Source organism: Actinoplanes sp. NPDC049548, from assembly GCF_040676695.1.
In the GTDB taxonomy this organism is placed as follows: Bacteria; Actinomycetota; Actinomycetes; order Mycobacteriales; family Micromonosporaceae; genus Actinoplanes.
Genome location: NZ_JBFAPM010000012.1, coordinates 244,172 through 263,897, shown reverse-complemented (window position 1 = coordinate 263,897; position 19,726 = coordinate 244,172). Strand labels below are relative to the sequence as shown.

Annotated in this window: 22 protein-coding genes and 1 pseudogene; 11 read left to right on the top strand and 12 right to left on the bottom strand. The window is 70.2% G+C overall.

Annotated elements, in window-relative coordinates:
- A pseudogene (locus AB0J80_RS24220) lies at positions 1-165 on the bottom strand (helix-turn-helix domain-containing protein); the annotation flags it as partial.
- Positions 166-482: 317 nt separating this feature from the next.
- On the opposite strand from AB0J80_RS24220, the gene AB0J80_RS24215 reads away from it, so the two are divergent.
- The 7 genes from AB0J80_RS24215 (at position 483) to AB0J80_RS24185 (ending at position 3,073) form a co-directional block, all read left to right on the top strand.
- Positions 483-809, top strand: coding sequence for a hypothetical protein (locus tag AB0J80_RS24215; RefSeq protein WP_364708775.1), 327 nt, complete (start codon positions 483-485; stop codon positions 807-809).
- Positions 806-1,000 (top strand): hypothetical protein, encoded by a 195-nt coding sequence (locus AB0J80_RS24210; RefSeq protein ID WP_364708772.1) that lies wholly within the window; start codon positions 806-808, stop codon positions 998-1,000. Before AB0J80_RS24215 ends, AB0J80_RS24210 begins: the two co-directional genes overlap by 4 nt.
- Complete coding sequence (locus AB0J80_RS24205) at positions 937-1,494, top strand: hypothetical protein (protein WP_364708769.1); 558 nt, start codon at positions 937-939, stop codon at positions 1,492-1,494. Before AB0J80_RS24210 ends, AB0J80_RS24205 begins: the two co-directional genes overlap by 64 nt.
- A complete protein-coding gene (locus AB0J80_RS24200) occupies positions 1,491-1,841 on the top strand; it encodes a helix-turn-helix domain-containing protein (RefSeq protein WP_364708766.1) in 351 nt (116 codons plus the stop codon). The genes AB0J80_RS24205 and AB0J80_RS24200 overlap by 4 nt, the downstream gene beginning before the upstream one ends.
- A 74-nt stretch (positions 1,842-1,915) precedes the next feature.
- Positions 1,916-2,539 carry a malonic semialdehyde reductase gene (locus AB0J80_RS24195; RefSeq protein WP_364708763.1) on the top strand — a complete coding sequence of 208 codons (624 nt, stop codon included), beginning with the start codon at positions 1,916-1,918 and terminating at the stop codon, positions 2,537-2,539.
- 74 nt (positions 2,540-2,613) lie between these two features.
- Positions 2,614-2,892 (top strand): DUF3040 domain-containing protein, encoded by a 279-nt coding sequence (locus AB0J80_RS24190; RefSeq protein WP_364708760.1) that lies wholly within the window; start codon positions 2,614-2,616, stop codon positions 2,890-2,892.
- A gap of 13 nt (positions 2,893-2,905) precedes the next feature.
- Positions 2,906-3,073 (top strand): hypothetical protein, encoded by a 168-nt coding sequence (locus tag AB0J80_RS24185; RefSeq protein WP_364708757.1) that lies wholly within the window; start codon positions 2,906-2,908, stop codon positions 3,071-3,073.
- Between the two features lies 1 nt (position 3,074).
- Here AB0J80_RS24185 and AB0J80_RS24180 read toward each other — a convergent pair whose 3' ends face one another.
- From AB0J80_RS24180 to AB0J80_RS24150, 7 genes are all read right to left on the bottom strand, one after another.
- A complete protein-coding gene (locus tag AB0J80_RS24180; RefSeq protein WP_364708755.1) occupies positions 3,075-3,908 on the bottom strand; it encodes a phosphoribosylaminoimidazolesuccinocarboxamide synthase in 834 nt (277 codons plus the stop codon).
- A 58-nt stretch (positions 3,909-3,966) separates the two neighbouring features.
- Positions 3,967-5,214: an MFS transporter gene (locus AB0J80_RS24175; RefSeq protein ID WP_364708753.1), complete on the bottom strand. Its 1,248-nt coding sequence runs from the start codon at positions 5,212-5,214 to the stop codon at positions 3,967-3,969.
- Between the two features lie 189 nt (positions 5,215-5,403).
- The gene (locus AB0J80_RS24170) at positions 5,404-6,405 is read right to left on the bottom strand and encodes a methyl-accepting chemotaxis protein (RefSeq protein ID WP_364708750.1); all 1,002 of its coding nucleotides are present in this window, start codon (positions 6,403-6,405) and stop codon (positions 5,404-5,406) included.
- Between the two features lie 208 nt (positions 6,406-6,613).
- A complete protein-coding gene (locus AB0J80_RS24165) occupies positions 6,614-7,117 on the bottom strand; it encodes a DUF305 domain-containing protein (protein WP_364708820.1) in 504 nt (167 codons plus the stop codon).
- Positions 7,118-7,191: 74 nt separating this feature from the next.
- Positions 7,192-8,004, bottom strand: a complete 813-nt coding sequence (locus AB0J80_RS24160) for a lytic polysaccharide monooxygenase (protein WP_364708747.1) — start codon at positions 8,002-8,004, stop codon at positions 7,192-7,194.
- A gap of 83 nt (positions 8,005-8,087) precedes the next feature.
- On the bottom strand, positions 8,088-9,395 hold the full coding sequence (locus AB0J80_RS24155) for a HAMP domain-containing sensor histidine kinase (RefSeq protein WP_364708744.1): 1,308 nt from the start codon (positions 9,393-9,395) through the stop codon (positions 8,088-8,090).
- Positions 9,392-10,078, bottom strand: a complete 687-nt coding sequence (locus tag AB0J80_RS24150; RefSeq protein WP_364708741.1) for a response regulator transcription factor — start codon at positions 10,076-10,078, stop codon at positions 9,392-9,394. The genes AB0J80_RS24155 and AB0J80_RS24150 overlap by 4 nt, the downstream gene beginning before the upstream one ends.
- Positions 10,079-10,114: 36 nt before the next feature.
- On the opposite strand from AB0J80_RS24150, the gene AB0J80_RS24145 reads away from it, so the two are divergent.
- Both AB0J80_RS24145 and AB0J80_RS24140 read left to right on the top strand, forming a co-directional pair.
- Complete coding sequence (locus AB0J80_RS24145; RefSeq protein ID WP_364708738.1) at positions 10,115-10,729, top strand: DNA mismatch repair protein MutL; 615 nt, start codon at positions 10,115-10,117, stop codon at positions 10,727-10,729.
- Positions 10,726-11,499 (top strand): CPBP family intramembrane glutamic endopeptidase, encoded by a 774-nt coding sequence (locus AB0J80_RS24140; protein ID WP_364708735.1) that lies wholly within the window; start codon positions 10,726-10,728, stop codon positions 11,497-11,499. The genes AB0J80_RS24145 and AB0J80_RS24140 overlap by 4 nt, the downstream gene beginning before the upstream one ends.
- Before the next feature lie 54 nt (positions 11,500-11,553).
- On the opposite strand, the gene AB0J80_RS24135 is transcribed toward AB0J80_RS24140, so the two are convergent.
- Together AB0J80_RS24135 and AB0J80_RS24130 are read right to left on the bottom strand one after the other, a co-directional pair.
- Positions 11,554-12,183 (bottom strand): hypothetical protein, encoded by a 630-nt coding sequence (locus AB0J80_RS24135; protein WP_364708732.1) that lies wholly within the window; start codon positions 12,181-12,183, stop codon positions 11,554-11,556.
- 53 nt (positions 12,184-12,236) lie between these two features.
- Positions 12,237-13,988 carry a DUF4012 domain-containing protein gene (locus AB0J80_RS24130; protein WP_364708729.1) on the bottom strand — a complete coding sequence of 584 codons (1,752 nt, stop codon included), beginning with the start codon at positions 13,986-13,988 and terminating at the stop codon, positions 12,237-12,239.
- 377 nt (positions 13,989-14,365) lie between these two features.
- On the opposite strand from AB0J80_RS24130, the gene AB0J80_RS24125 reads away from it, so the two are divergent.
- Both AB0J80_RS24125 and AB0J80_RS24120 read left to right on the top strand, forming a co-directional pair.
- Positions 14,366-15,949, top strand: coding sequence for a hypothetical protein (locus AB0J80_RS24125; RefSeq protein WP_364708727.1), 1,584 nt, complete (start codon positions 14,366-14,368; stop codon positions 15,947-15,949).
- The gene (locus AB0J80_RS24120; RefSeq protein ID WP_364708724.1) at positions 15,934-17,238 is read left to right on the top strand and encodes a glycosyltransferase; all 1,305 of its coding nucleotides are present in this window, start codon (positions 15,934-15,936) and stop codon (positions 17,236-17,238) included. The genes AB0J80_RS24125 and AB0J80_RS24120 overlap by 16 nt, the downstream gene beginning before the upstream one ends.
- Here the strand turns inward: AB0J80_RS24120 and AB0J80_RS24115 are convergent.
- Both AB0J80_RS24115 and AB0J80_RS24110 read right to left on the bottom strand, forming a co-directional pair.
- Positions 17,228-18,445, bottom strand: a complete 1,218-nt coding sequence (locus tag AB0J80_RS24115; RefSeq protein WP_364708722.1) for a glycosyltransferase — start codon at positions 18,443-18,445, stop codon at positions 17,228-17,230. The genes AB0J80_RS24120 and AB0J80_RS24115 overlap by 11 nt on opposite strands.
- The gene (locus tag AB0J80_RS24110; RefSeq protein ID WP_364708719.1) at positions 18,442-19,695 is read right to left on the bottom strand and encodes an oligosaccharide flippase family protein; all 1,254 of its coding nucleotides are present in this window, start codon (positions 19,693-19,695) and stop codon (positions 18,442-18,444) included. Before AB0J80_RS24110 ends, AB0J80_RS24115 begins: the two co-directional genes overlap by 4 nt.
- Between the last annotated feature and the right edge of the window lie 31 nt (positions 19,696-19,726).

Sequence of the window (19,726 nt, the reverse complement as noted above, 5' to 3'; positions counted from 1 at the left end):
GAGCTCCATGCGGCTGATCTTCGAGCCGGAGGCGCGGATCTCGTAGCCGGCGTCCTCACGGGTGATGCCCTTGCCCTCGCGGAGGCGGCGGAGCTATGCGCCCAGGAGGATGCGCAGCACGGTGGGGCCGCTGTTCGGCGCCTCCTCCTGCGTACCCGTGCTCACCTGGCTCCTCGTCCGATTCGTCCCTCGAAACTGCAAGTTGCAGCTCCGTTGCCCAATGCATCCTAAGGGTGAGATCGCCCGGCGGAAAACCGAACGTTCGGCCAGCCCCCACCGGCACGCACGTAGCGGATGCACGTGCATCCGGCCTTGCGGACGCACTTGATCCCGAGCATGATATCTGACAGGCGGTTGGTTGGCTGCTGACACAGCGTGCTGAAAGGTATGTCCTTTTCAGCGTGACGGTCGGCGTCACAGCTCGGCGATCGCCGATGGAGCACCGACGACCGAGTCGTTCCCGGGATCGGAGGAGACTCTCGATGTCGACCCCCACCATCGCCCCACCGCAGCGTGACCCGGCGGAGATCGCGCCGGCCGACAGCTACCACAAGGCGGACCCGGTCTGGGTCTACCGCGACGGCTGGCGCGCGGGCGTGATCGAGGCCGCATCGCCGCGTGCCGTGACGGTCACCTACCGCCCGGGCACCAACCTCGGCACCGGTGTGGACACCTTCACCGCCTCCTATGTGACCTCCCGCGCCGACGAGGACCCGGCACTGGACCGTCCACAGGAGAACGCGCTGGCGTTCCGTCGCCCCCGCAGCGGTGGCGACGGCGCGTCGGTGTTCGGTGGTCCGGCCCGATGACCGGAGCCGTCGCCCTGGCCGCGCTGGTCGGCCTGGCCAGCCTGCTCGCCGGCGTGGCGCTCGGCTGGTACCTGCGACGCACCAACGACTGGTGCTCGCACTGCGGTGAGCAGCTCAGCTGCGACGCGTGCGGCAGCAAGGCCGCCTGGCCCCGGCACCGCGAACCCGAACTCACCCTGGACAAGCGCTGACCACCTTCATCCTGACCTGGGACGGCAGCGACACCGGCTATTTCCCCACCAACTACCGCCGCGACATCGAGGCGACCGCCGCAGGTCGCGGCGTCCAGGGCCGGTGGAGCTTCGGATCCCGCCGGTCCGGTGCGGCCGCGGGCGACCGGGTGTTCCTGCTGCGCCAGAAGAGCGAGCGGGGCATCGTCGCGAGCGGCCGCCTCGCCGACGGCGTCATCTTCCCGGCGCCGCACTGGGCCGGCGACCCTCGCAAGGTCACCTACTACTCCGAGGTGCGGTGGGACCGGGTGCTGCCGGCCGCCGACCGCCTGCCCTTCGCCGAGCTGCTGCACGGCGTGCCGGGGCACAACTGGAACCACATCTTCGCCTCCGGCCAGCGCGTCCGCCCACCGGCCGACGCGGCGCTCGACGCGCTCTGGTCGGCGCACCTCAAGGACCTCGACCGTTCTCGCCTGATCCCGGGCGAGCGCGCCGGTGTTACGTTTGCCGGGTGACCACGGCGCAGCAGCGTGCGCACGTCAGCGGTGAGGAATGCTCCCGCGGCGACGCAGCGCTGACGCGTGCGTTCCAGTTCCTCGGCAAGCGGTGGAACGCGGCCGTGCTGGGCTCGCTGAGCAGCGGACCGGCCGGGTTCCGGGAGATGTCGCGGGCCATCGAGGGGATCAGCGACTCCGTGCTCTCCAACCGGCTCGTGTCCCTGACCGAGGCGGGCCTGATCAGCCGTACGGTGGAACCCGGCCCACCGGTGACCGTCTCCTACGCCCTGACCGAGCGCGGCCTGGCGCTCATGCCGGCGCTCGAGCAGATCTCGCGCTGGGCCGAGGAACACCTGCCCAGCTGAGGGCCCGTTATTCCCCGATGTCGACAGCATCACGTCACGAGACTTTACGATGCGAAGCCGCTAGCTTTTTAGAAGTGGATACGACTTCTGTAGCGCCTGCGAGCCGCCTGCCCCGCCTCGACGAGACCGGCCGTTCGCTGCTCTTCACCGATGCCCGCACCGCCAACACCTTCGCCGACACCCCGGTCAGCGACGAGGAGCTCGCCGCCGTCTGGGAGCTGGCGAAGTGGCCGCCGACCGCTGCGAACACGCAGCCGCTGCGGGTGCTTTTCGTGCGTACGCCGGAGGCCAAGGCCCGGCTGGTCGGGCACATGAGCGAGGGGAACCGGACCAAGACCGAATCCGCCCCGGTCAGCGCCGTCCTGGCGGTGGACACCGACTTCCACGAGCACATCCCCGAGATCTTCCCGGTCAACCCCGCCCTGCGGGACGTCCTCGCGGACGCCCCGGCCAGGCGCGACGAGATGGGCCGGTTCAGCGCCGACCTGCAGATCGGCTACTTCCTTCTCGCGGTACGGGCGGAAGGGCTCGTCGCGGGGCCCATGGCCGGCTTCGACGGGGAGGCGATCGACAAGGACTTCTTCCCCGACGGGCGGTTCAAGACGCTGCTCGTCGTCAACATCGGCCACCCCGGCGAGAACGCGTGGTTCCCGCGCCTGCCTCGCCTCGCGCACGAACACGCCGTCCAGTACGCCTGACGCGCCGGTCGGGTTTGGACGGCGCGGTGCAGGGGTAGAGCCCGTCGGCAATCGCCCCGCAAAAGGTGGACACGATGCCCGACCCCGCTTTCGACGCCATCGTCTCGCACCTGCGCGCCGACGACCCGGCCTTCGCCCGCCGGCTCGAGAAGGTCGCCGGCACGCGCCCGACGATCCGGCTCGGCGTCCTGCTCTGGGCGGTCGCGCCGCTGTGCATCATCCTCGGCGGCTGGACCGGGGTGGTCGTCGCAGTGATCGCGGGCGCGTACGGCACCCACCTGATGCGGACCCGGACCGGTCCGGGTGCCGCCCTCCCGACGACGCCGACCCACCGGCCCGGCGCCCCGCTCTGATCGGAGACACGCCATGACGGACCCCGACGCCCGGCCGAGCAGCGAGGAAGCCGCGGAGATCGTCCGCAACGACGAGGCCCTGCGAGCCGCGGGAGAGACACCGGTCGACGACGACTCGGCGACGGACGACGACGCCCGTACCGCCGACTCCGCAACGACCGGCGAGACCCAGGGCAGCTAGGTCAGCGCCAGCGGTCGCCGGTGAGGCGCTCGTAGACCTCGACGTAGCGGTTGCGGGTGGCCTCGACGACCTCGTCGGGGATCTCCGGCCCGGGCGCGGTGCGGTCCCAGTCCGACTTCGCCGACCAGTCGCGCAGATACTGCTTGTCGAGGTAGCGCGGGGTGCCGCCGGGCTGCCACTCGTCGGCGGCCCAGAACCGCGACGAGTCGGGCGTGAGCAGCTCGTCGGCGAGCTTCAGCGACCCGCCCGAGAAGCCCAGCTCGATCTTCGTGTCGGCGATGATGATCCCCTGACGCGCCGCGATCTCCGAACCCCGCCGGTACACCTCCAGCGTGATCCGCCGCAGCTCGGCGGCGACGTCGGCGCCGACGGAACCCTCGACGTCCTCGTACGTGATGAACTCGTCGTGCCCCTCGCCGGGCGCGACCTTCGTCGTGGGGGTGAACACGGGCTCGGGCAGCTTCGACGCCTCGATGAGGCCGGGCGGCAGCGCTACCCCCGAGACGGCGCCGCTCTTCTCGTACTCCTTGAGCCCGGACCCGGCCAGATAGCCGCGGGCGATGCACTCGACCATGACCATCTCGAGCCGCTCGCACCGCACCGCGCGCCCGGCCCACTCGGTGGGCACGTCGGTCGCCGAGATGACGTGGTTCGGCACGACGTCGGCGAGCTGCTCGAACCACCACAGCGACAGCTGGGTGAGGATCTTGCCCTTGTCCGGGATGTCGGTGGGCAGCACCACGTCATAGATGGAGACGCGGTCCGTGGCGACGAGCAGGATGTCGTCACCGTCGGCGTAGACGTCCCTGACCTTGCCCGAGTGCAACAGCTCCACGTGTTCCCCTAGCGCCGATTCCGCCGAACGCGCTCACGCTATCCGACCGCCGGGAACGTCAGGCGAGCTGGTCCGCCGTGCGGCGCCCGGGGACCGGCAGGAATGCGGCGAACGTACGCACCGACAGCGTCCGGCCCTTCAAGCGGGCCAGCAGGTATCCGCCGCCGATCGCCGCCGCGGAGGTCACCACACCGGCCAGGACCAGCGCGCCGCGGGCACCCAGGGCGTCGCACAGCCAGCCGATCAGCGGGGCGCCCACGATGCCGGAGAGGGACGACACCACGCCGAGGGTGGCGAGGACGCGGCCTCGCATGTCCTCGCGGGTGTCGAGCTGCACCCGCGTCGAGATGACCGTGTCGAAGATGACGGCTCCGGCGGCGATCGGAAGGATCAGGGCCGCGAAGCCGAGGACGTTCGGGGCCAGGCCGGCGGCGAGCTGCAGCAGGCTGATGGTGACGCCCGAGGCGAGCAGGATCCGCAGCGTCGAGCGGCCGCTGCCGGCCAGGAGGAGGCCGCCGGCCACCGCGCCCACGGCGAAGACGGTCGAGAGCATGCCGTAGGAGGCCGAGCCGCCGTGCAGTGGACCGGCCACCATGGCGGCCATGGTGACCTGGTAGTTGCGGCCGAGGGAGCCGAGGATGAACGAGAGGGCGAGGATCACCAGGACGACCGGCTGGCCGGCGAGGTAGCGCAGGCCGGCGCGGACGCCGCCCTCTCCCGGGGCCGACGCCGCCAGGGTGCGCATCGAGCCCGTACGCATGACCGCCAGCGCCGCGATCACCGCGACGTACGTGCCCGCGTTGATCGCGAAGAGCGAGGCCGCGCCGGTGACGCCGACCAGGATGCCACCCAGGGACATGCCGACGATGCGGCCCGCCGAGCTGAGCACCGAGCCCAGCGCCAGCGCCGAGCCCAGCGCGGACGGCGGCACCAGGGCGGAGCCGAAGCGGCCCAGGCACGGGCCCTCGACGGAGCTGATCACGCCGGAGGCCAGGGCCACCGCGTAGACGGGCCACAGGTGGCCGGTGTCGACGACGAGGGCGAGGGCCAGCAGCGCCCGCAGGGACTGGAAGACGATCAGCGCCGGACGGGCCGGGAGGCGGTCGGCGAGGGCGCCGCCCCAGCTGCCCAGGAGCAGGACCGGCAGCGCCTGGAGCATCACGACGACGCCCATCGTGGCGGCCGAGCCCGTGGCCGAGAGGACCACCCAGTTGAGCCCCAGCACCTGCATCCACGTGCCGGCCGTCGACACCACGTCGGCGGCGGCCCAGAGGCGGTAGTTGCGCTCCCGGAGCGGTGCGAACATCGGAGCCACGGTGGCGGCACCTCCACAAGGAAAGTGGCGCCGTATCTCGGCGCCATCCGCCCTATCGGGAAGCGCTTCTGGGCTCCTTCGGGGGTCCGGCCCGGAACACCGCAACCGCAACCGCAACGGTTGCGGCGCCCGGCTCCGGCGGGAAAGCCGGGTCCGGGCGCCGCCAGGAAGTGGTAGGGGTCAGACGCGGAGGGTCCGCAGGGCGTTCGCCAGCTCCATGCCGGCCTCGCGCAGCTCGCGGGCCACCTCGTCGGCCTGGTCGACGGTGACCTTGGCCTCGGCGCGCACCTCGGCGACCCGGGTCATGGCCTCGGCGATCTGCGCCGCCCGGGCGCCCGCGGCCGCGATGCTGTGCGTCATCTGCTCGGCCGTCGCGTGCTGCTCCTCGACCGCCGAGGCGATCGTGGTCTGGTAGCCGTTGACCTTGCCGATGACCTCGCCGATCTGGGTGATCGAGTCGACCACGCCGGTGGTGTCCGACTGGATCGTGCCGACCTGGGTGGTGATCGAGTCGGTGGCCTTGGCGGTCTCCTGGGCGAGGTCCTTGACCTCGCTGGCGACGACCGCGAAGCCCTTGCCCATCTCGCCGGCGCGGGCGGCCTCGATGGTGGCGTTCAGGGCGAGCAGGTTGGTCTGCTCCGCGATCGCGGTGATCACGCGGACCACGTCGCCGATCTGGGCGGACGAGTCGCCGAGCTTGGTCATCGTGCGGCTGGCGTCGCCGGAGACCTCCATCGCGTCGGCCGCGACGGTGACCGCCTCGGAGGCGCTGCGCGAGATCTCCTGGATGCTGGCGCCCATCTGCTCGGCGCCGGCGGCCAGGGTGGCGATGTTCTCCGAGACCTCCTGCGAGGCGCGGAGGATCTCGCCCGCCGTCGTCACCGAGCTGTGGGCACCGGTGGCCATCTCGCCGACGAGCGTGTGCAGGCGCTCGGTGGCGCCGACCAGCTTGGCGTTCGTCGCCTCCGACAGGCGTACGACCTCGGTGAAGCGGTCGAGGAGGCGGTTCAGGTTCTCGCCGGCGGGGGTGAGGTCGTCCTCGTCCACGCGTACGGTGAGATCACCGGCCGCGGCCTTCTCGAGCACCTCGAAGCTGGGGTCCTGGCGGCGCGTGCTTCGCGCGACCACGAACCCGACGATCAGACCTACGACTGCGGCGACGGCGCCGATGACCACGACCATGATTACTCCCCCGGAGTTCCGACTGACCCCTTTGATCGGCACCAGGGGTGCGCAGTTTATGAAGCACCCGTAATGCAACACACACTCCGGCCGGCCCGCGAACGGGCCGGCCGGAGGCGCCGGGCTCGACGGTCTTGAAGGGGGAGACCGGGGTGCCCGTATTCGGGGACCGGCGACTGGACGGCGACTTCCAGCCGGGGAATGCCGGTCAGCTGTTCATCAGCGTGAGCATCTGCTTGATCTGGTCGGTGCGGCTCTCCTTGACCCGTTCGGCGAAGGCCTTGGCCTCGGTGTTGACGCCGTCCTTCCGCTCGAGCTGAGCCATCTCGACCGCGTTGTGCTGGTGGGCGACGAAGAGGTTGAGGAACGCCGTCTCGAACGCCGCGCCCTTCGCCTTCTTCAGCGCCGCGATCTCCTCGTCACCGGTCGCCGGCAGGCCGCCGTGGTCGGCGTGCGCGCTGGGCGCGTGATCCACCGTGGTGGGTTTCTTCCACTCGGTGAGCCATTCCTTCATCATCGCGACCTCGTCCGACTGGGTGGCGTCGACCGCCTGGGCGAGGGTCTTGATCTCGTCGCGCTGCGCGGCCTTCTCGGCGAGGCGGACCATCTCCAGGCCCTGCTCGTGGTGCGCCACCATCATCTGCAGGTACATGACGTCGGTGCTGTTGAACTTGCCCTCCGCCTGCACCACCGCCTTGGCGTCGGTCGACACCTGCGCCGGGGTGTCCGGTGCCGTGCCGCAGGCCCCGAGCAGCAGGGCCGCGGAGAGGACGACGACCAGGCGCCTCACAGCGGCAGCCAGAGGGCGAGGGTGTAGATCGAGGGCTCCCAGCTGCGCAGCGAGGAGTGTCCCTGCCGGCACTTGTACTTCTTGCCCTGGTAGGTCACCTCGTCACCCGTCTTGTACGCGACGCCCGGCGCCCACTCGCCGGCGGCTCCGCCCGGCGCGGCCGTGGTCGGCGCGGCGGTGGTCGGCTCTGTCGTCGGCTCGGTCGGCGGCTGGGTGGTCGGAGCGGTGGTCGGGGCCGTGGTCGGCGTGGTGGCCGGCGGCCGGGTGGTGGGAGCGGTGGTCGGCGTGTCGCCGGCGCCGCCGCCCACGTTGAGGTCGATGCAGCTGTAGAAGGCGTTCGCGGTGTCGCCGATGTTCCAGACCGCGAGCACCGTCTGCTTACCCGGGAAGGCGCTGAGGTCGACGTTGTGCGTCACGACGGCGTCCGGCTGGGCGTTGCCGCCGTCGACGGTGGCGACCTTCTTGCCGCCGATGAAGTACTCCCAGTTGCTGGTGCGGTGGCGGGCCGTCATGACCCAGGTGAAGGTCACGTTCTTGCCGACCGCCTTCGCCGGCCAGTTGCGGCTCTCGTCGGCGAGCACCGACCACTGCGCCACCCCGCCGTTGCAGGACTTCTGCCCCTTGGGTGCCTCGACGCTCTGCGGCTCGAACTGGATCGCGCCGCAGTCCTTCACCGCACCCGACGCGCAGAGGGCCTGGCGGCTGGGCGGAGCGGAGACGTAGCCGTGGGCGAGGGCCGGTGACGTGACCGCCAAGGTCGACCCCACCGCTCCGAGTGCCACCAGCGGGTATGCGATCGACCTACGCATCTTCGTCTCCTCACGTCGTTGGGTTGACGCGGGGAAAGCTATCGAGGCCTTCCATAACGGAGCCTTAAAGACTCCGGAAAGCCTCATGAAGCCGCATGCCGCCGCCGACCCGGGACCGGTCTTTCGCGTACGGGAAGCAGCAGCCCGATCCGCGCCCCGCCGAGCGGCCCCCGCGAGATCTCCAACCGCCCGCCCGCGGCCTCGGCCACCCGGCGCACGATGTCCAGGCCGAGTCCGGTCGATCCGGCCCCGCTCACGCCCCGCTGCACCGCGGCGGCCGGATCGGCGACACCGGGACCGGCGTCGTCGACGAGCAGCCCGGCCGGCGACACGGTGACCCGGAAGGCCACCCCCTCGGGGGTGTGCGCGAAGACGTTGCCGAGCAGCGAGTCCACGGCCAGGATCACCTCGCTGCGCGGCAGCGGCACCAGGACCGGGACGTCGCCGCCGACGACCTCCCAGGGCCGGAACTGGTCCTCGGCCAGCGCCGACCAGAAGGCGAGCCGGTCCGCCAGCACCTCGACCAGGTCGGCCTGTTCGTTGTTGCGCGCCTCGACGCCCAGCCGCGCCCCGGCGATGATCGCCTCGAGCTCCTCGTCGAGCATGTCGCAGGCCTGCCGCATCCGGTCGGCGATCGGCCCGGGCGGCATGGTCTCGGCATCCAGCCGCAGCGCCGTCAACGGGGTACGCAGCCGGTGCGAGAGGTCCGCGGCCAGCTCCCGTTCGGCGTCGAGCAGCCGGCGCAGGTCGGCGGCCATCGTGTTGAAGGCGGTGGCGGCGTCGCGCAGCTCGGGCGGCCCGGACGGCTCGACGCGCGCGGCGAGGTCACCGGCGCCGAGGCGGCGGCTGGAGCCGGCCAACTGCCGGGTGGCGCGGACCAGGCGGCCGCCGAGCCGGTCGGCGAAGAGCACCGAGCCCGCGACGAGCACCACGGCGAGGGCGCCGAGCGCGAGCCAGGCGGGCCACACCCCCTCGCGCATGTCCCTGTCGGGCACGTAAACCTCGATGACCACGGACCGGCCGTCGCTGAGCACGCTGGGCTGCAGGTACGCGATCCCGCCCGTGGTCTCCGCGGTCACCGGCCGGCGGTACAGGTTCGCCTGCTCGACATCGGCATCGCTCACGTGGGTCGTACCGACCGGGGCGATGCCGGGCAGGTGCACGGCGAGCCGCCCCGCGCTGCCGGCGACCGTGCTGGCCACCGCGCTGGTCAGCAGCTGCGGGTCGGAGTTCACGGCCAGCGCGGCCACCATCGCGGCGGCCTGCTGGCGGGCGTCGCCGATGGCCCGGTCGTGGGCGATCTTCCCGGTCGCGTAGATCAGCGGCACCAGGAACGCCAGCGCCACCATCGAGGTGATGGCGAGCGCCAGCCGGTTCAGCTCCCATCTCACCGCGGATCGACCATCATCACGCCGACCCCGCGTACGGTGTGCAGGAAGCGCGGCGCCGCCGCCGTCTCCCCGAGCTTGCGCCGCAGCCAGGAGATGTGCACGTCGATGGTCTGCTCCTCGCCGATGCGGGACTGGTTCCAGACCTCGGTGAGCAGCTCACGCCGGCTGACCACCTGCCCGACCCGTTCGGCGAGGTAGGTGAGGACGTCGAACTCGCGGCGGGTGAGCTGCAGCGGCTGACCGCGCAGCGCGGCCCGCCGCTGCCGGGGATTGATCTCCAGCTCCCCGACGGTGATCACGCTGGGTGCGGTGTCGACCGCGGCCCGGGTACGCCGTAACACGGCGGCGATCCGCGCCAGGATGTGCCCGCTCGAGAACGGCTTCGTCACATAGTCGTCGGCGCCGGCGCTGAGCAGGCTGATGATGTCCGCCTCGGAGCGCCGGGCGGTGGCAACGATGACCGGCACCTCGGACACCTGCCGCATCATCCGCAGCGCGTCGGTGCCGTCGATGTCGGGCAGCCCGAGATCCAGGATCACCAGCTCCGGCCGCTCCTCGGTAAGGATCTTGAGCGCCTCGGTGGCCTGCCCGACCGGACGGACGACGTGCCCGGCGTCCGTCAGCGCCCGGGTCAGCGCCGCGGTGATGTTGCGGTCGTCCTCGACCAGCAGGATCAACGCCATGGGCACAACCATAGGGGGAGGTGAGACGATGGCCACGTGCGATCTCCCGGAAGCTGGTTCCCGCTGCTGGGCTGGTGCGCGGCCACGCTGACCAGCGTGGCGCTGGCGTCGGTGGCGATGCTGCCCGTGCTGCGCACCGCCACGGCGGACGAGAGTGCGCTGGTCTCGGTCGAGCAGCTGCGCGACTCGGAGCAGATCACGCCGACCCCCGCACCCGTCGCTCCGCCGCCCCCGACCGCCGGCCCGACGTCCCCCGCCGCGACGAAGTCTCCGGACGCAGCCCGAAGCCCGTCGCGCTCGAAGACGTCACCGCCGCCCGCGAAGACCACGGCCACGCCACCGCCGTCGCCCAGCAAGATCACGACGACCACCACGACCGAGGACGGCTGGACGGTCACCACGGACAGCGACGGCAACCGCAGCTACCTACGGTCGTTCCGGGTGGACGGCGGCCAGACCGTGATCCGCGGATCGGACGGCATCATCAAGCTCGTGACGGCGACGCCCAACGACGGCTACGCGGTGGCGACCGTGCAGAACTCCCCGGACAACCTCGCGGTCTACTTCAACGAGGTCAACCACAGCTTCATCGTGCACGTGGTCTGGAAGGACACCAAGCCGTTCGCCGAGGTCAGTGAGATCGGCTCGTGACGGTGGAGGTCGACCGCCGCCCGGCCACCCGCCGGGAGGCCGGCTTCGAGATCGTCGTCGTGCTGCTGCTCTCCCTCGGGCAGTCGGCGGTGTACGCGGTGGTGTCCCTGATCGCCAAGCTCACCGCCGGCAAGCCGCTGTCCCAGCAGACGGCGACCCTGAACCCCTCCCAGTCGCCGCGGCCGTACCTCGACCTCACGTACCAGCTGCTCGGGATCTTCTTCGCGCTCGTACCCGTGATGCTGGCGCTGTATCTGCTGCACCGCGACCGGCTGGCACCCGTCCGCACCCTGGGTCTGGATCCGGGCCGGCCGGGTCCCGACCTGGCCTGGGGGGCGGCACTCGCCGCGGCCATCGGCATCCCGGGCCTGCTGCTCGTGTTCGCGGCGGCCCAGCTCGGGCTGAACGCGCAGATCGTCCCGGCGGCCCTGAGACATCTCTGGTGGACGATCCCGGTCCTGATCATCGCGGCGATGCAGAACGCGATCCTGGAGGAGGTGGTCGTGGTCGGCTACCTCATGACCCGGTTGCGCTCCTTCGGCTGGCGGGTGGGCTGGGTGGTCGCCACCAGCGCCGTCCTGCGGGGGTCGTACCACCTCTACCAGGGCTTCGGGGCGTTCGTCGGCAACGCGGTGATGGGCGTGGTCTTCTCGCTCTTCTTCCTGCGCAAGGGCCGGGTCATGCCACTCATCGTGGCGCACGCCCTCCTCGACATCGCCGCCTTCGTCGGCTACACCGCGCTGCCCAAGGCGTGGCTGTCCTGGCTCTGACCCGACGAAAAACGGCCGGCCCCCTGGGGGACCGGCCGTCGTGGGTTCACCGCATCACGTGAGGCCCCGCCGCCGGTTGCGGGCGAACCAGACGAGCGCAAGGCCGACGAGCAGCAGCGCGCCGCCGCCATACAGCGCGAACGCCAGCACCCGCCCGGACATGCCGGTGGTCGGCAGGGCATTGCCGCCGCCGCCGTTGGCGGAGGTGGTGTCGTCGCTGTCCTGGTCCTCGCCGCCACCGCCGCTGTTGTTGTCGCCGTCGTCGACGGCTACGACCTGGATGACCTCACTGACGGTCACGCCCGACGTCAGGCCGGTCGCCTGCAGGGTCACGGTGCCGCTGCGGGTCAGCTGGACCTGCGTGCTGAACGTCCCGTCCTCGGATGCGGTCACCTGGAAGTCCTTCATGCGCGGCAGCGAGGCGAGCACGAACCCGCCGGATCCGCGGGTTCCGTACGCGGCGGTCGAGTCCGCCGGTCCGTAGTTCACCTCGATCGCGATGGTCTCGCCGGGAAGGAAGCCCCTGCCCGAGAAGGTGATCGGATCGCCGGCCGACACCGTGCCCTCCGACACGGACGATGCCGGCGGTTCGGCGGGGTAGGGCTCCGCGTGCGCCGCGGCCGGACTGATGAGCAGAGCCGTCGCCGTAGCGATCAGCAGACCAAGGAACCGATAGGCGCGCACGTTCTCCCCCGAGAAGTCACTGGAGCCCTCATGAACGATCTTCTGGTCCGAAATTACCGGCTTTGCGGACACCCGTCAGCGGAACGGACAGAGCGCGCCCACTTGTTCACGCCGGGCGTCGTCCACAGGTCCGGCGTCACGACGTCGCCATCGCCGTCCGCGGGCACCCCGGTCAGCAGTGTCACGTCCAGGGTCCGGCTCGCGCCGGGCGGCAGGTCGACGTTCACGATGCCCACGGACCGGCGCCGGTCGAGGCCGGTGCTGAAGTGCTGTTCGGCGCCGTTCAGTCGCATGTCGGCGATGGCGCCGCCGGTCGAGCTGTACACCGAGACCATGGTGCGGATCGTGTACGGGTCGCCGGCCAGCCCCAGGCCCAGCACGTACGGCGGCAGCCCCGAACGCGGCGCCTTCGAGCCCAGCGTCACCCGCAACTTCAGCTCCCGCCGCCCATCGCCCCGACAACCCGCAACGACCGAGAGCTCCGCCTTCTGGGTCAGGTAGTAGCCGAGCTTGGCACCGCTGCCGTCGTTGAGGAACACGCCCACGGTCGGCCGGGCGCCGTCGGTCAACGGCATGACCCCGGTCAGCACCGTGCCGTCGAGCAACTCGTTCTCGGCCGGCCGCGAGCTCCACACGAGCAGGCGGCGCTCTCCGGCCGCCCGGGCCAGGGCGGCGAGCACCTTGGCGGGGTCGAGGGACCGCTGCACCACGGCTTGGAACACCGCCTCGGCCGCGGCGGCGAAATACTGGTCCTGCTTCTCGGCGGAGATGTCCTCGGCATAGTTCTCCGACAGCAGCACCGGCACCGCGTTGCGCGCGGTCAGCGCCGTACCCCCGGGAACCGGAACCGGTCCGATCGCTCCCAGCAAATAGGACAGAGCGACCGGGTCGGTCGCCAGGACCCCGTCGACGGTACGGCCGGAGCGCCGGCGGTACATCTCCCGGGCGAGCTCGGCGGCCGTGGCGAAGTTCGGGGTGAGGTTGACGTCCGCCGGGTACGTGCCGAGGCGGTCGCTGTAGAGCGCGCGATCGGTCGCGGAGAGGTCGAGCACCGGACGCTTGAAGGTCCGAATGTCGGCGGCGGCCGTACCCTGGTCGGCGATGGTGAGCCGGCCATGGTCGGCGCGGATGACGACGTACACGCCGGGCATGCCGCCGGTGGCGCGCACCTCGGCCGAGTTCTGGAACAGCATGAGGTACGTGCGGGCGCCGTCGACACCAAGCATGGGCGGCAACAGGGCGGCGCTGCGCGCAGCGACCTCTACGGTGTCCGCGGCGCGGTCGAGATCTGCCACCAGGTCGGCGACCGCGGTCCGTACCGGAGCGATCAGGCCGTCCTGGTCGATGGCGGCGACCCGGTCGCGGGCGCGGCGCATCGCGACGTCCGCAGCGGCCACCTGGGGTGCGGCGTGCTGGAGCGGTGCGAGATCGATACGTCCGCCTTCCGGCACCAGCAGGCCGACGCCGACCACCCCGGCCGTTTCGACCAGCGGCGGGAGACCATCGTGAGCAAGGTCGTCCATCGCGGCCGCGACGGTACGAACGGCGGTCAGCTCGTCGCCCACGCCCGGTGCCCGGACAGCGATCCGCCAGGCCGGATCGTCGACCTCCGCGCGGGCGGCCCTCGTTTCCCGCTGCAGCGCCGCGAGCGTCCGGGGCGACGACGGGTTGACGTCCTCAAGCTGCTGCCGGAGTTGCTGGACAAGCGCCGACGCACGCAGGAGGTGGTCCCTGGCGGTCGTACCCCGGACGCCCACCCAAGCCGTACCGGCACCGGCGACGCTGAGGACGGCGGTTGCGCACATCAGGATCGAGCGAAGCCGGACGCGCGGTACGCGGCCACGCCGGACGCCCTCCCCCTGGGGCCGCTCGGGAGCGGGTGAGCGCTCGCCTTCGCGCATGTGAATGGCCTTCCGGTCTTCGTCCGCACAAGGTGAGCGGCCAACCGCAGCCTAGGTTGGGCGAACGCTTTCCACCGGCGAAATGAATCCGCTCCGCCAATCGCGCGACGCAGAAGGTCGATGCTTGACGAGCCGTGCCAGCCGCCCGCCTCCTTGGCAGCCCAAGAGCGGGTCGGCCGCGAAGCACGCCGGTAGTGAAATACCTGGGTTCTCGTGCTGCGAACGCCCAGTTCTGCTTTGAATAGGCTCGTGTGCGTACCCAGGACGCCGAAGCAGGCCACATGATCTACGGGCTGGCCGTTCAGGAACGCGCCGACCGCAGCCGCGATTCCGTCAACCACGTCCGGGACAGCCGGACGAGTTCGCCGCAGGGGAGGACGACGCCGAGCATCGCCGTCCCCACAGGGCGGGTAGCGAGCCGCGGCACCATGATGACGGCGGCACTCCTCTTCGCGATGGTGAGCGCCATCCTGGCGACACTCGACCCACGCCTGCGCCATTGGTTCCTTGCACCCGTCACCATCTGCGCTGTTCTGCTCGGCCCAGATGTCCTGGACTGGCTGCGCCGCCGCTGCGACGTACTCGATCCGCAAGCGCTTGTTTCATTGATCGGCATCCATTTCTTCTATGCGGCGCCGATCCTGCACGTGCTGCTCGACTTCTGGATGTGGGAGTCCTTTCCCAGCGATGGGTGGCGCAACAGCCTGGGCGCTATGGCAACGCTCAACGCGGTCGGCCTGGCTGCATACCGGGCGATCTTGTCGATGCGCGCCCGTTCAGTCCGTCGACGCCCGGCACGGCAACTTAACGAAAGAGTCTTTCAACGTGTCGGGATCACGGCCGTCACGATGGGGGTGACCGCCTTCATAGTGGAAGTGATGATGTTCGGGGGTGTGCAGGGCTTCATCACGACCATGACGAGCAACCGGACGGAATTGGCCGGCTGGGGCTGGATGCTCATCGTGGCCGAGTCCTTTCCGCTGCTGACATTCGCCGTCGCGGTCGTGCGCTGGCGGCAGGTTCTCGCCCGCCGACCGATCGCTCTGCTTTTCCTGTGGCTTACCTTCGCCGTCGTGCAGTTCGCCGTCTCCGGAGTGCGCGGAAGCCGCAACAACACCGTGTGGCCGGTACTCGTCGGCGTCATCCTGATCCACTATCTCGTCCTCCGGCTGTCCCGGAGAACGTTGCTCGGGTTCATCGCCGGCTTCGCGGTGTTCATGTATGCCTACGGGCTCTACAAAGGTGCCGGTATCCAGGTCCTGGAAATCCTCAACGGGCAGCGGACGGTCGCGGAGGTGTCCCATCGCACCGGACGAGGCGTCCCGACGGTGCTCCTGGGCGATCTCGGCCGGGCCGACGTCCAGGCGACCGTCCTGGAAGGGGTCCGGTCCGGACAGGTCAAACCCGCCATGGGGGTCACCTACATCGCCGCACCGATGCTGCTCGTGCCGCAAGGGCTGATACCCGAACGACCGCGGGGGAAGGTCGCCGTCGGCACGGACGCGCTGTACGGCAACGGTGCGTACGACGCGGGCGTGCGGTCGTCGCGGGTCTATGGCATCACCGGCGAGGCCATCCTCAACTTCGGCGCCCCCGGAGGTCTGTTCTCGTTCGTGGTTCTCGGCATGCTCGTCCGCACGGCTCGGCGGTACTGCGGACAGGCCTTGAACGGTGGGCGCACGGCCCCGAAGATGCTGTCAGCGTCGTTGACCGTGGCGACCCTCAGCGTGCTGTCCTGGGACGCCGACAACCTGGTGTGGTTCTCCCTCAAACATGTCCTGCCGCTGGTGCTGGTCGTCGTCGTCGCGCGGGCCTGGCCGACCCCGCAGCCCGGAGAGCGGAGGCGTTCATGCACGTGCTGCTGATACTGAAGACGGCGAACGGCGGACTCTGGACTCTGCCGCACATCGAGGAATTGCGTACTCGAGGTCATCGCGTCACAGTCGTACTTCCGCCCGGTCCGGGCCGGCTGCGAACCACACTCGACAGCCTGGGGGTTCCGGTGCTGGAGAGCGCGTTCTCCTTCAGCTTCCGCCCGGGGCCACGCATGTTGGCCGGACTGTGGCGGCTACGGCGGCAGATTGCCGCTGCGGCTCCCGACGCGCTGCACTATCACCTCTACGCGTCCGCCCTGGCGGCCAGGCTGTGCAGCATCGGCCTGCGAGTGCCCCGGATCCACATGGTTGCCGGGCCGCTCTACCTGGACTCGCTGATCATCCGCACCGCGGAGCGCGCCTTGGCGCGGCTTGACCACGTAACCGTCGCAGGCAGTGAGCACACGGCACTGCGATACCGCGCGCTCGGCCTCCCTGCCGAAAGAACTCCACCGATTCCGTACGGCGTCGACGTGTCTCGCTTCACTCCGCCGGACCGCCGCAGGCGCACGGAGTCCCGGGCGGCGCTGGGCATCGCTGCCGACGCCTTCGTCGCCGTCATGGTGGCTTATGCCTATGCGCCGAAGCGCAGCGTTCATCGAGGTCGCGGAATCAAAGGCCACGACGTGCTGCTGGAGGCCTGGCAGGGCTTCTCCACGCGGCACCCGGGCGCCCGGCTCCTGATCGTCGGCGGCGGTTTCGACGCCGCCGGTGAGGCTTACCGGCAGGAGTTGATCGCGCGGTTCCGCCTGGCGGGGAATCACACCGTCGTCTGGTTGTCGTCGGTGTCAGATGTACGGCGGATGTACGACGCAGCGGACGTGAGTGTCAGCCCTTCACTGTCCGAGAACCACGGGGCCGCCGTCGAGGCCAGCGCCATGGGGATTCCCTGCATCGTCAGCGATGCAGGGGCGCTTCCTGAGACGGTCGACCCGCACTGCGGCTGGGTCGTGCCGCCCGGTGACCCGGACGCTTTGCTGGCCGCACTCGACAAGGCACACCGCGCATTCCTCGCCGGGGAACTGCCGGCACGAGGCGCACGGGCGAGGGAAAGAATGGTCCGCCGGTTCGACCGACGTGTCCTGGCCGCCGCACTCGCCGACGTCATAGAGCACGTCGTGCTGCTGCGGCGCACCCAGGCGGCCCGCAGACCCGGCTTCATCGCCGGCGCAGCGCGCGTGTGGTGCCGGGGAAGGCCGACCATCGAGGCGAGTGCCGGCGGCCCCGTCGCGGGCGGCGCAGGTGTCGACGAAGATTGCGTCAAATCGCTCAGACAGTAGCGTCTGGAGTATTCGCCCGTACCGACAGAACCGACTCGAAAACTGCACGGACAGATTCGTAGTAGTTGGCTCGCCGCATTTCGAGGACCGAACTCGCGTACGCGCCGGCGCGACTGAGGTTTCTGGCCGAGTCACGCTCCATCGCGGCGGGATCCCGGATGAGCCGGGCAATCGCTGCCGCAAGCCCTGAGACGTCGCCGGGGCGAACGAGACGACAGTCCGGCAGCAGTTCCGGCGTTCCTCCGGCCGTGGACCCGATCGCAGGCAGTCCCAGTGCCATGGCCTCGATCAAGGCGCGAGGAAGACCTTCGGCCCTGGACGGCAGCACGAAGAGGTCAGCCGCCCGCAGATGGTCCCGCACCGGAGCGCCCCCGGGCACGGCACCGACAAACGTTACGCCGTCCGCGATACCGAGGCGTTCCGCGAGCTGTTCGAGCCGCCGTCGAAGGCGGCCATCTCCCACATGCGTCAGCGTCACCATCTCGCCACGTGCCCTGAGCAGGGCGATCGCGGACAATAGTACGTCGATACCCTTGTACGGCTGCTCGAGGGAACCGATCGATATCAGGCGTGAAGGACAACCACGTTCGTTCGACGCCCGAGCCGCATCGACGAAGGCACTGCGTGGAAGCTCGATGCTCGAATACTCCGCGACGACGGCTGACATAGACGCCGGATAGCGCGCCTGCAAGGTCCGCCCCGTCACGTACGCCACGCCGGAGGCATAGCGGCAATGGCTGCGGAGAGCTCTGGAGAAGTACTGCCGCAAGGCGGCCCGGAGCGGATGCGATATCGCGCCCCTCGAGAAGACGTCGTACGGGTCTCCCACGACCTCCAGCACGTACGGAAGTCCAGCCCTCTCCCGATGCCGCGCGAGAATGCCGCCGATGGCCGAGGGCAGTCTCAGCAGCACCCCGTCTCCGGGAGCGGCGGCATCGTGCAACGCGCGCCGGACGACGCTGCGCTTCGACAGGAACTGACGGGAACCGACATAGTTCGGCAGCCCCCAGACCTCGATGCCGGGTCCGTCCACTCGTGAGGCGGTCGGCGGCACCGACGCGCAGTCGCGCACCCGGACGGCCAGGCGCACCTCGTCGAACGCGGACAGGTAACGCCTCCAGAAGGAGTAGTCAGCACCTGCGACGGCCCAGACGCAGCCATCGGGCGTTCTCTCGAACCTGTGCTCCGAGGCAACGACGAGTCTCAACGGGGAACCTTCCCAGCCGCCGCGCGGTGCGGCGACACGGCTCGACGGAACAACGCTGCCTTCACCAGGCACTGGAAGAGGATGGAGATGACCACTGACCACGCCGCGCCACTCAGTCCGTACAGGGCGGTCAGGGAGGAGGCCGACACCAGCGTCATGCCGAGCGCCAGAATGTTCACCACGAGCTGACTACGGAACCGGTGGCCGGCGGACAGCCCGGCGTCGAGGAAGAAGCAGGCGGCGCCCACACCCACAGCAAGGATGAGCAGCGCCAAGACGGGACCGTAGGACCGGTAACCCGACCCGTAGAGCAGCTCCAGAGCTCGGCCGCCCAGCACGAGACATCCGGCGGTGGCAAGAACGGAGAACACTCCGGCACCCGCCAGCAGCCGGGCAACGAGCCGGCGAAGCTCGCACAGCCGGCCGGACGCGTGCAGCCGTGCCATTCTGGGCAACACCGTCTGGGCAACGGCCATGATGGCGACATTCGCCGCCAGTGCTGCATACCCGACCGCAGAGAAGACGCCCAGGCCTCCTGCTCCCTCGCTGTGCCCCACGACATACCGCGGAACGTTGGCCGTCAGAGACGTGACACAGGAGGCCGCGCCCAGCGGTGCCGCGGTTCGCGCCAGACTCGTGAGTCCCGGAGCCAACGACCGAACTTCGGTCAGCGTCCGCCCAGCCGCACGCCACCATGCCGGCCCGTAGGACGGACGCCACACAGTGTGTATGCAATATGCCAGCGAGCACAGGGATGCCAGCACTGAGCCTCCGACGGCGGAGACGATGCCGTGGTCCCGGCTGAGGAGAACCGTCATGAACAGGGCCGTCAAGGTCCCGTTCACCATCCACGACACCGCTACCTCTCGCATCATTTCGCGTCGCTGCAGTACACCGACGAACAGGTCGGTCATTCCGTCCACTGCTTTGGCAGTGCCGACGAGAACGACCACCACCGCAGCCGAGTCCGGCCAATAGACAGCCAGTGCGACGGCACCGACGAGACAAAGAGCAGCGCACATGCCGACTGCACGGAGGAGGACGTACTCGCGGACAGGATGCTTCTCGCTGCTGTCCGTCACGAGAACGGTCCGGAGCGACAGGCTCGCCAGCAACACCATGGGCGCGGCGACGGCGAGGCCCAGCGCATACTGACCCAGCATCACGTTGTCGCCCAGCCGAGCGATGACGACAGCGACCAGCAGCTGCGTCGCTGCGTAGACAGCGTTGCCGCTGAAGGACCACGCCACCCCGGCCGCTACGCTGCGCCCGGGAACCTGG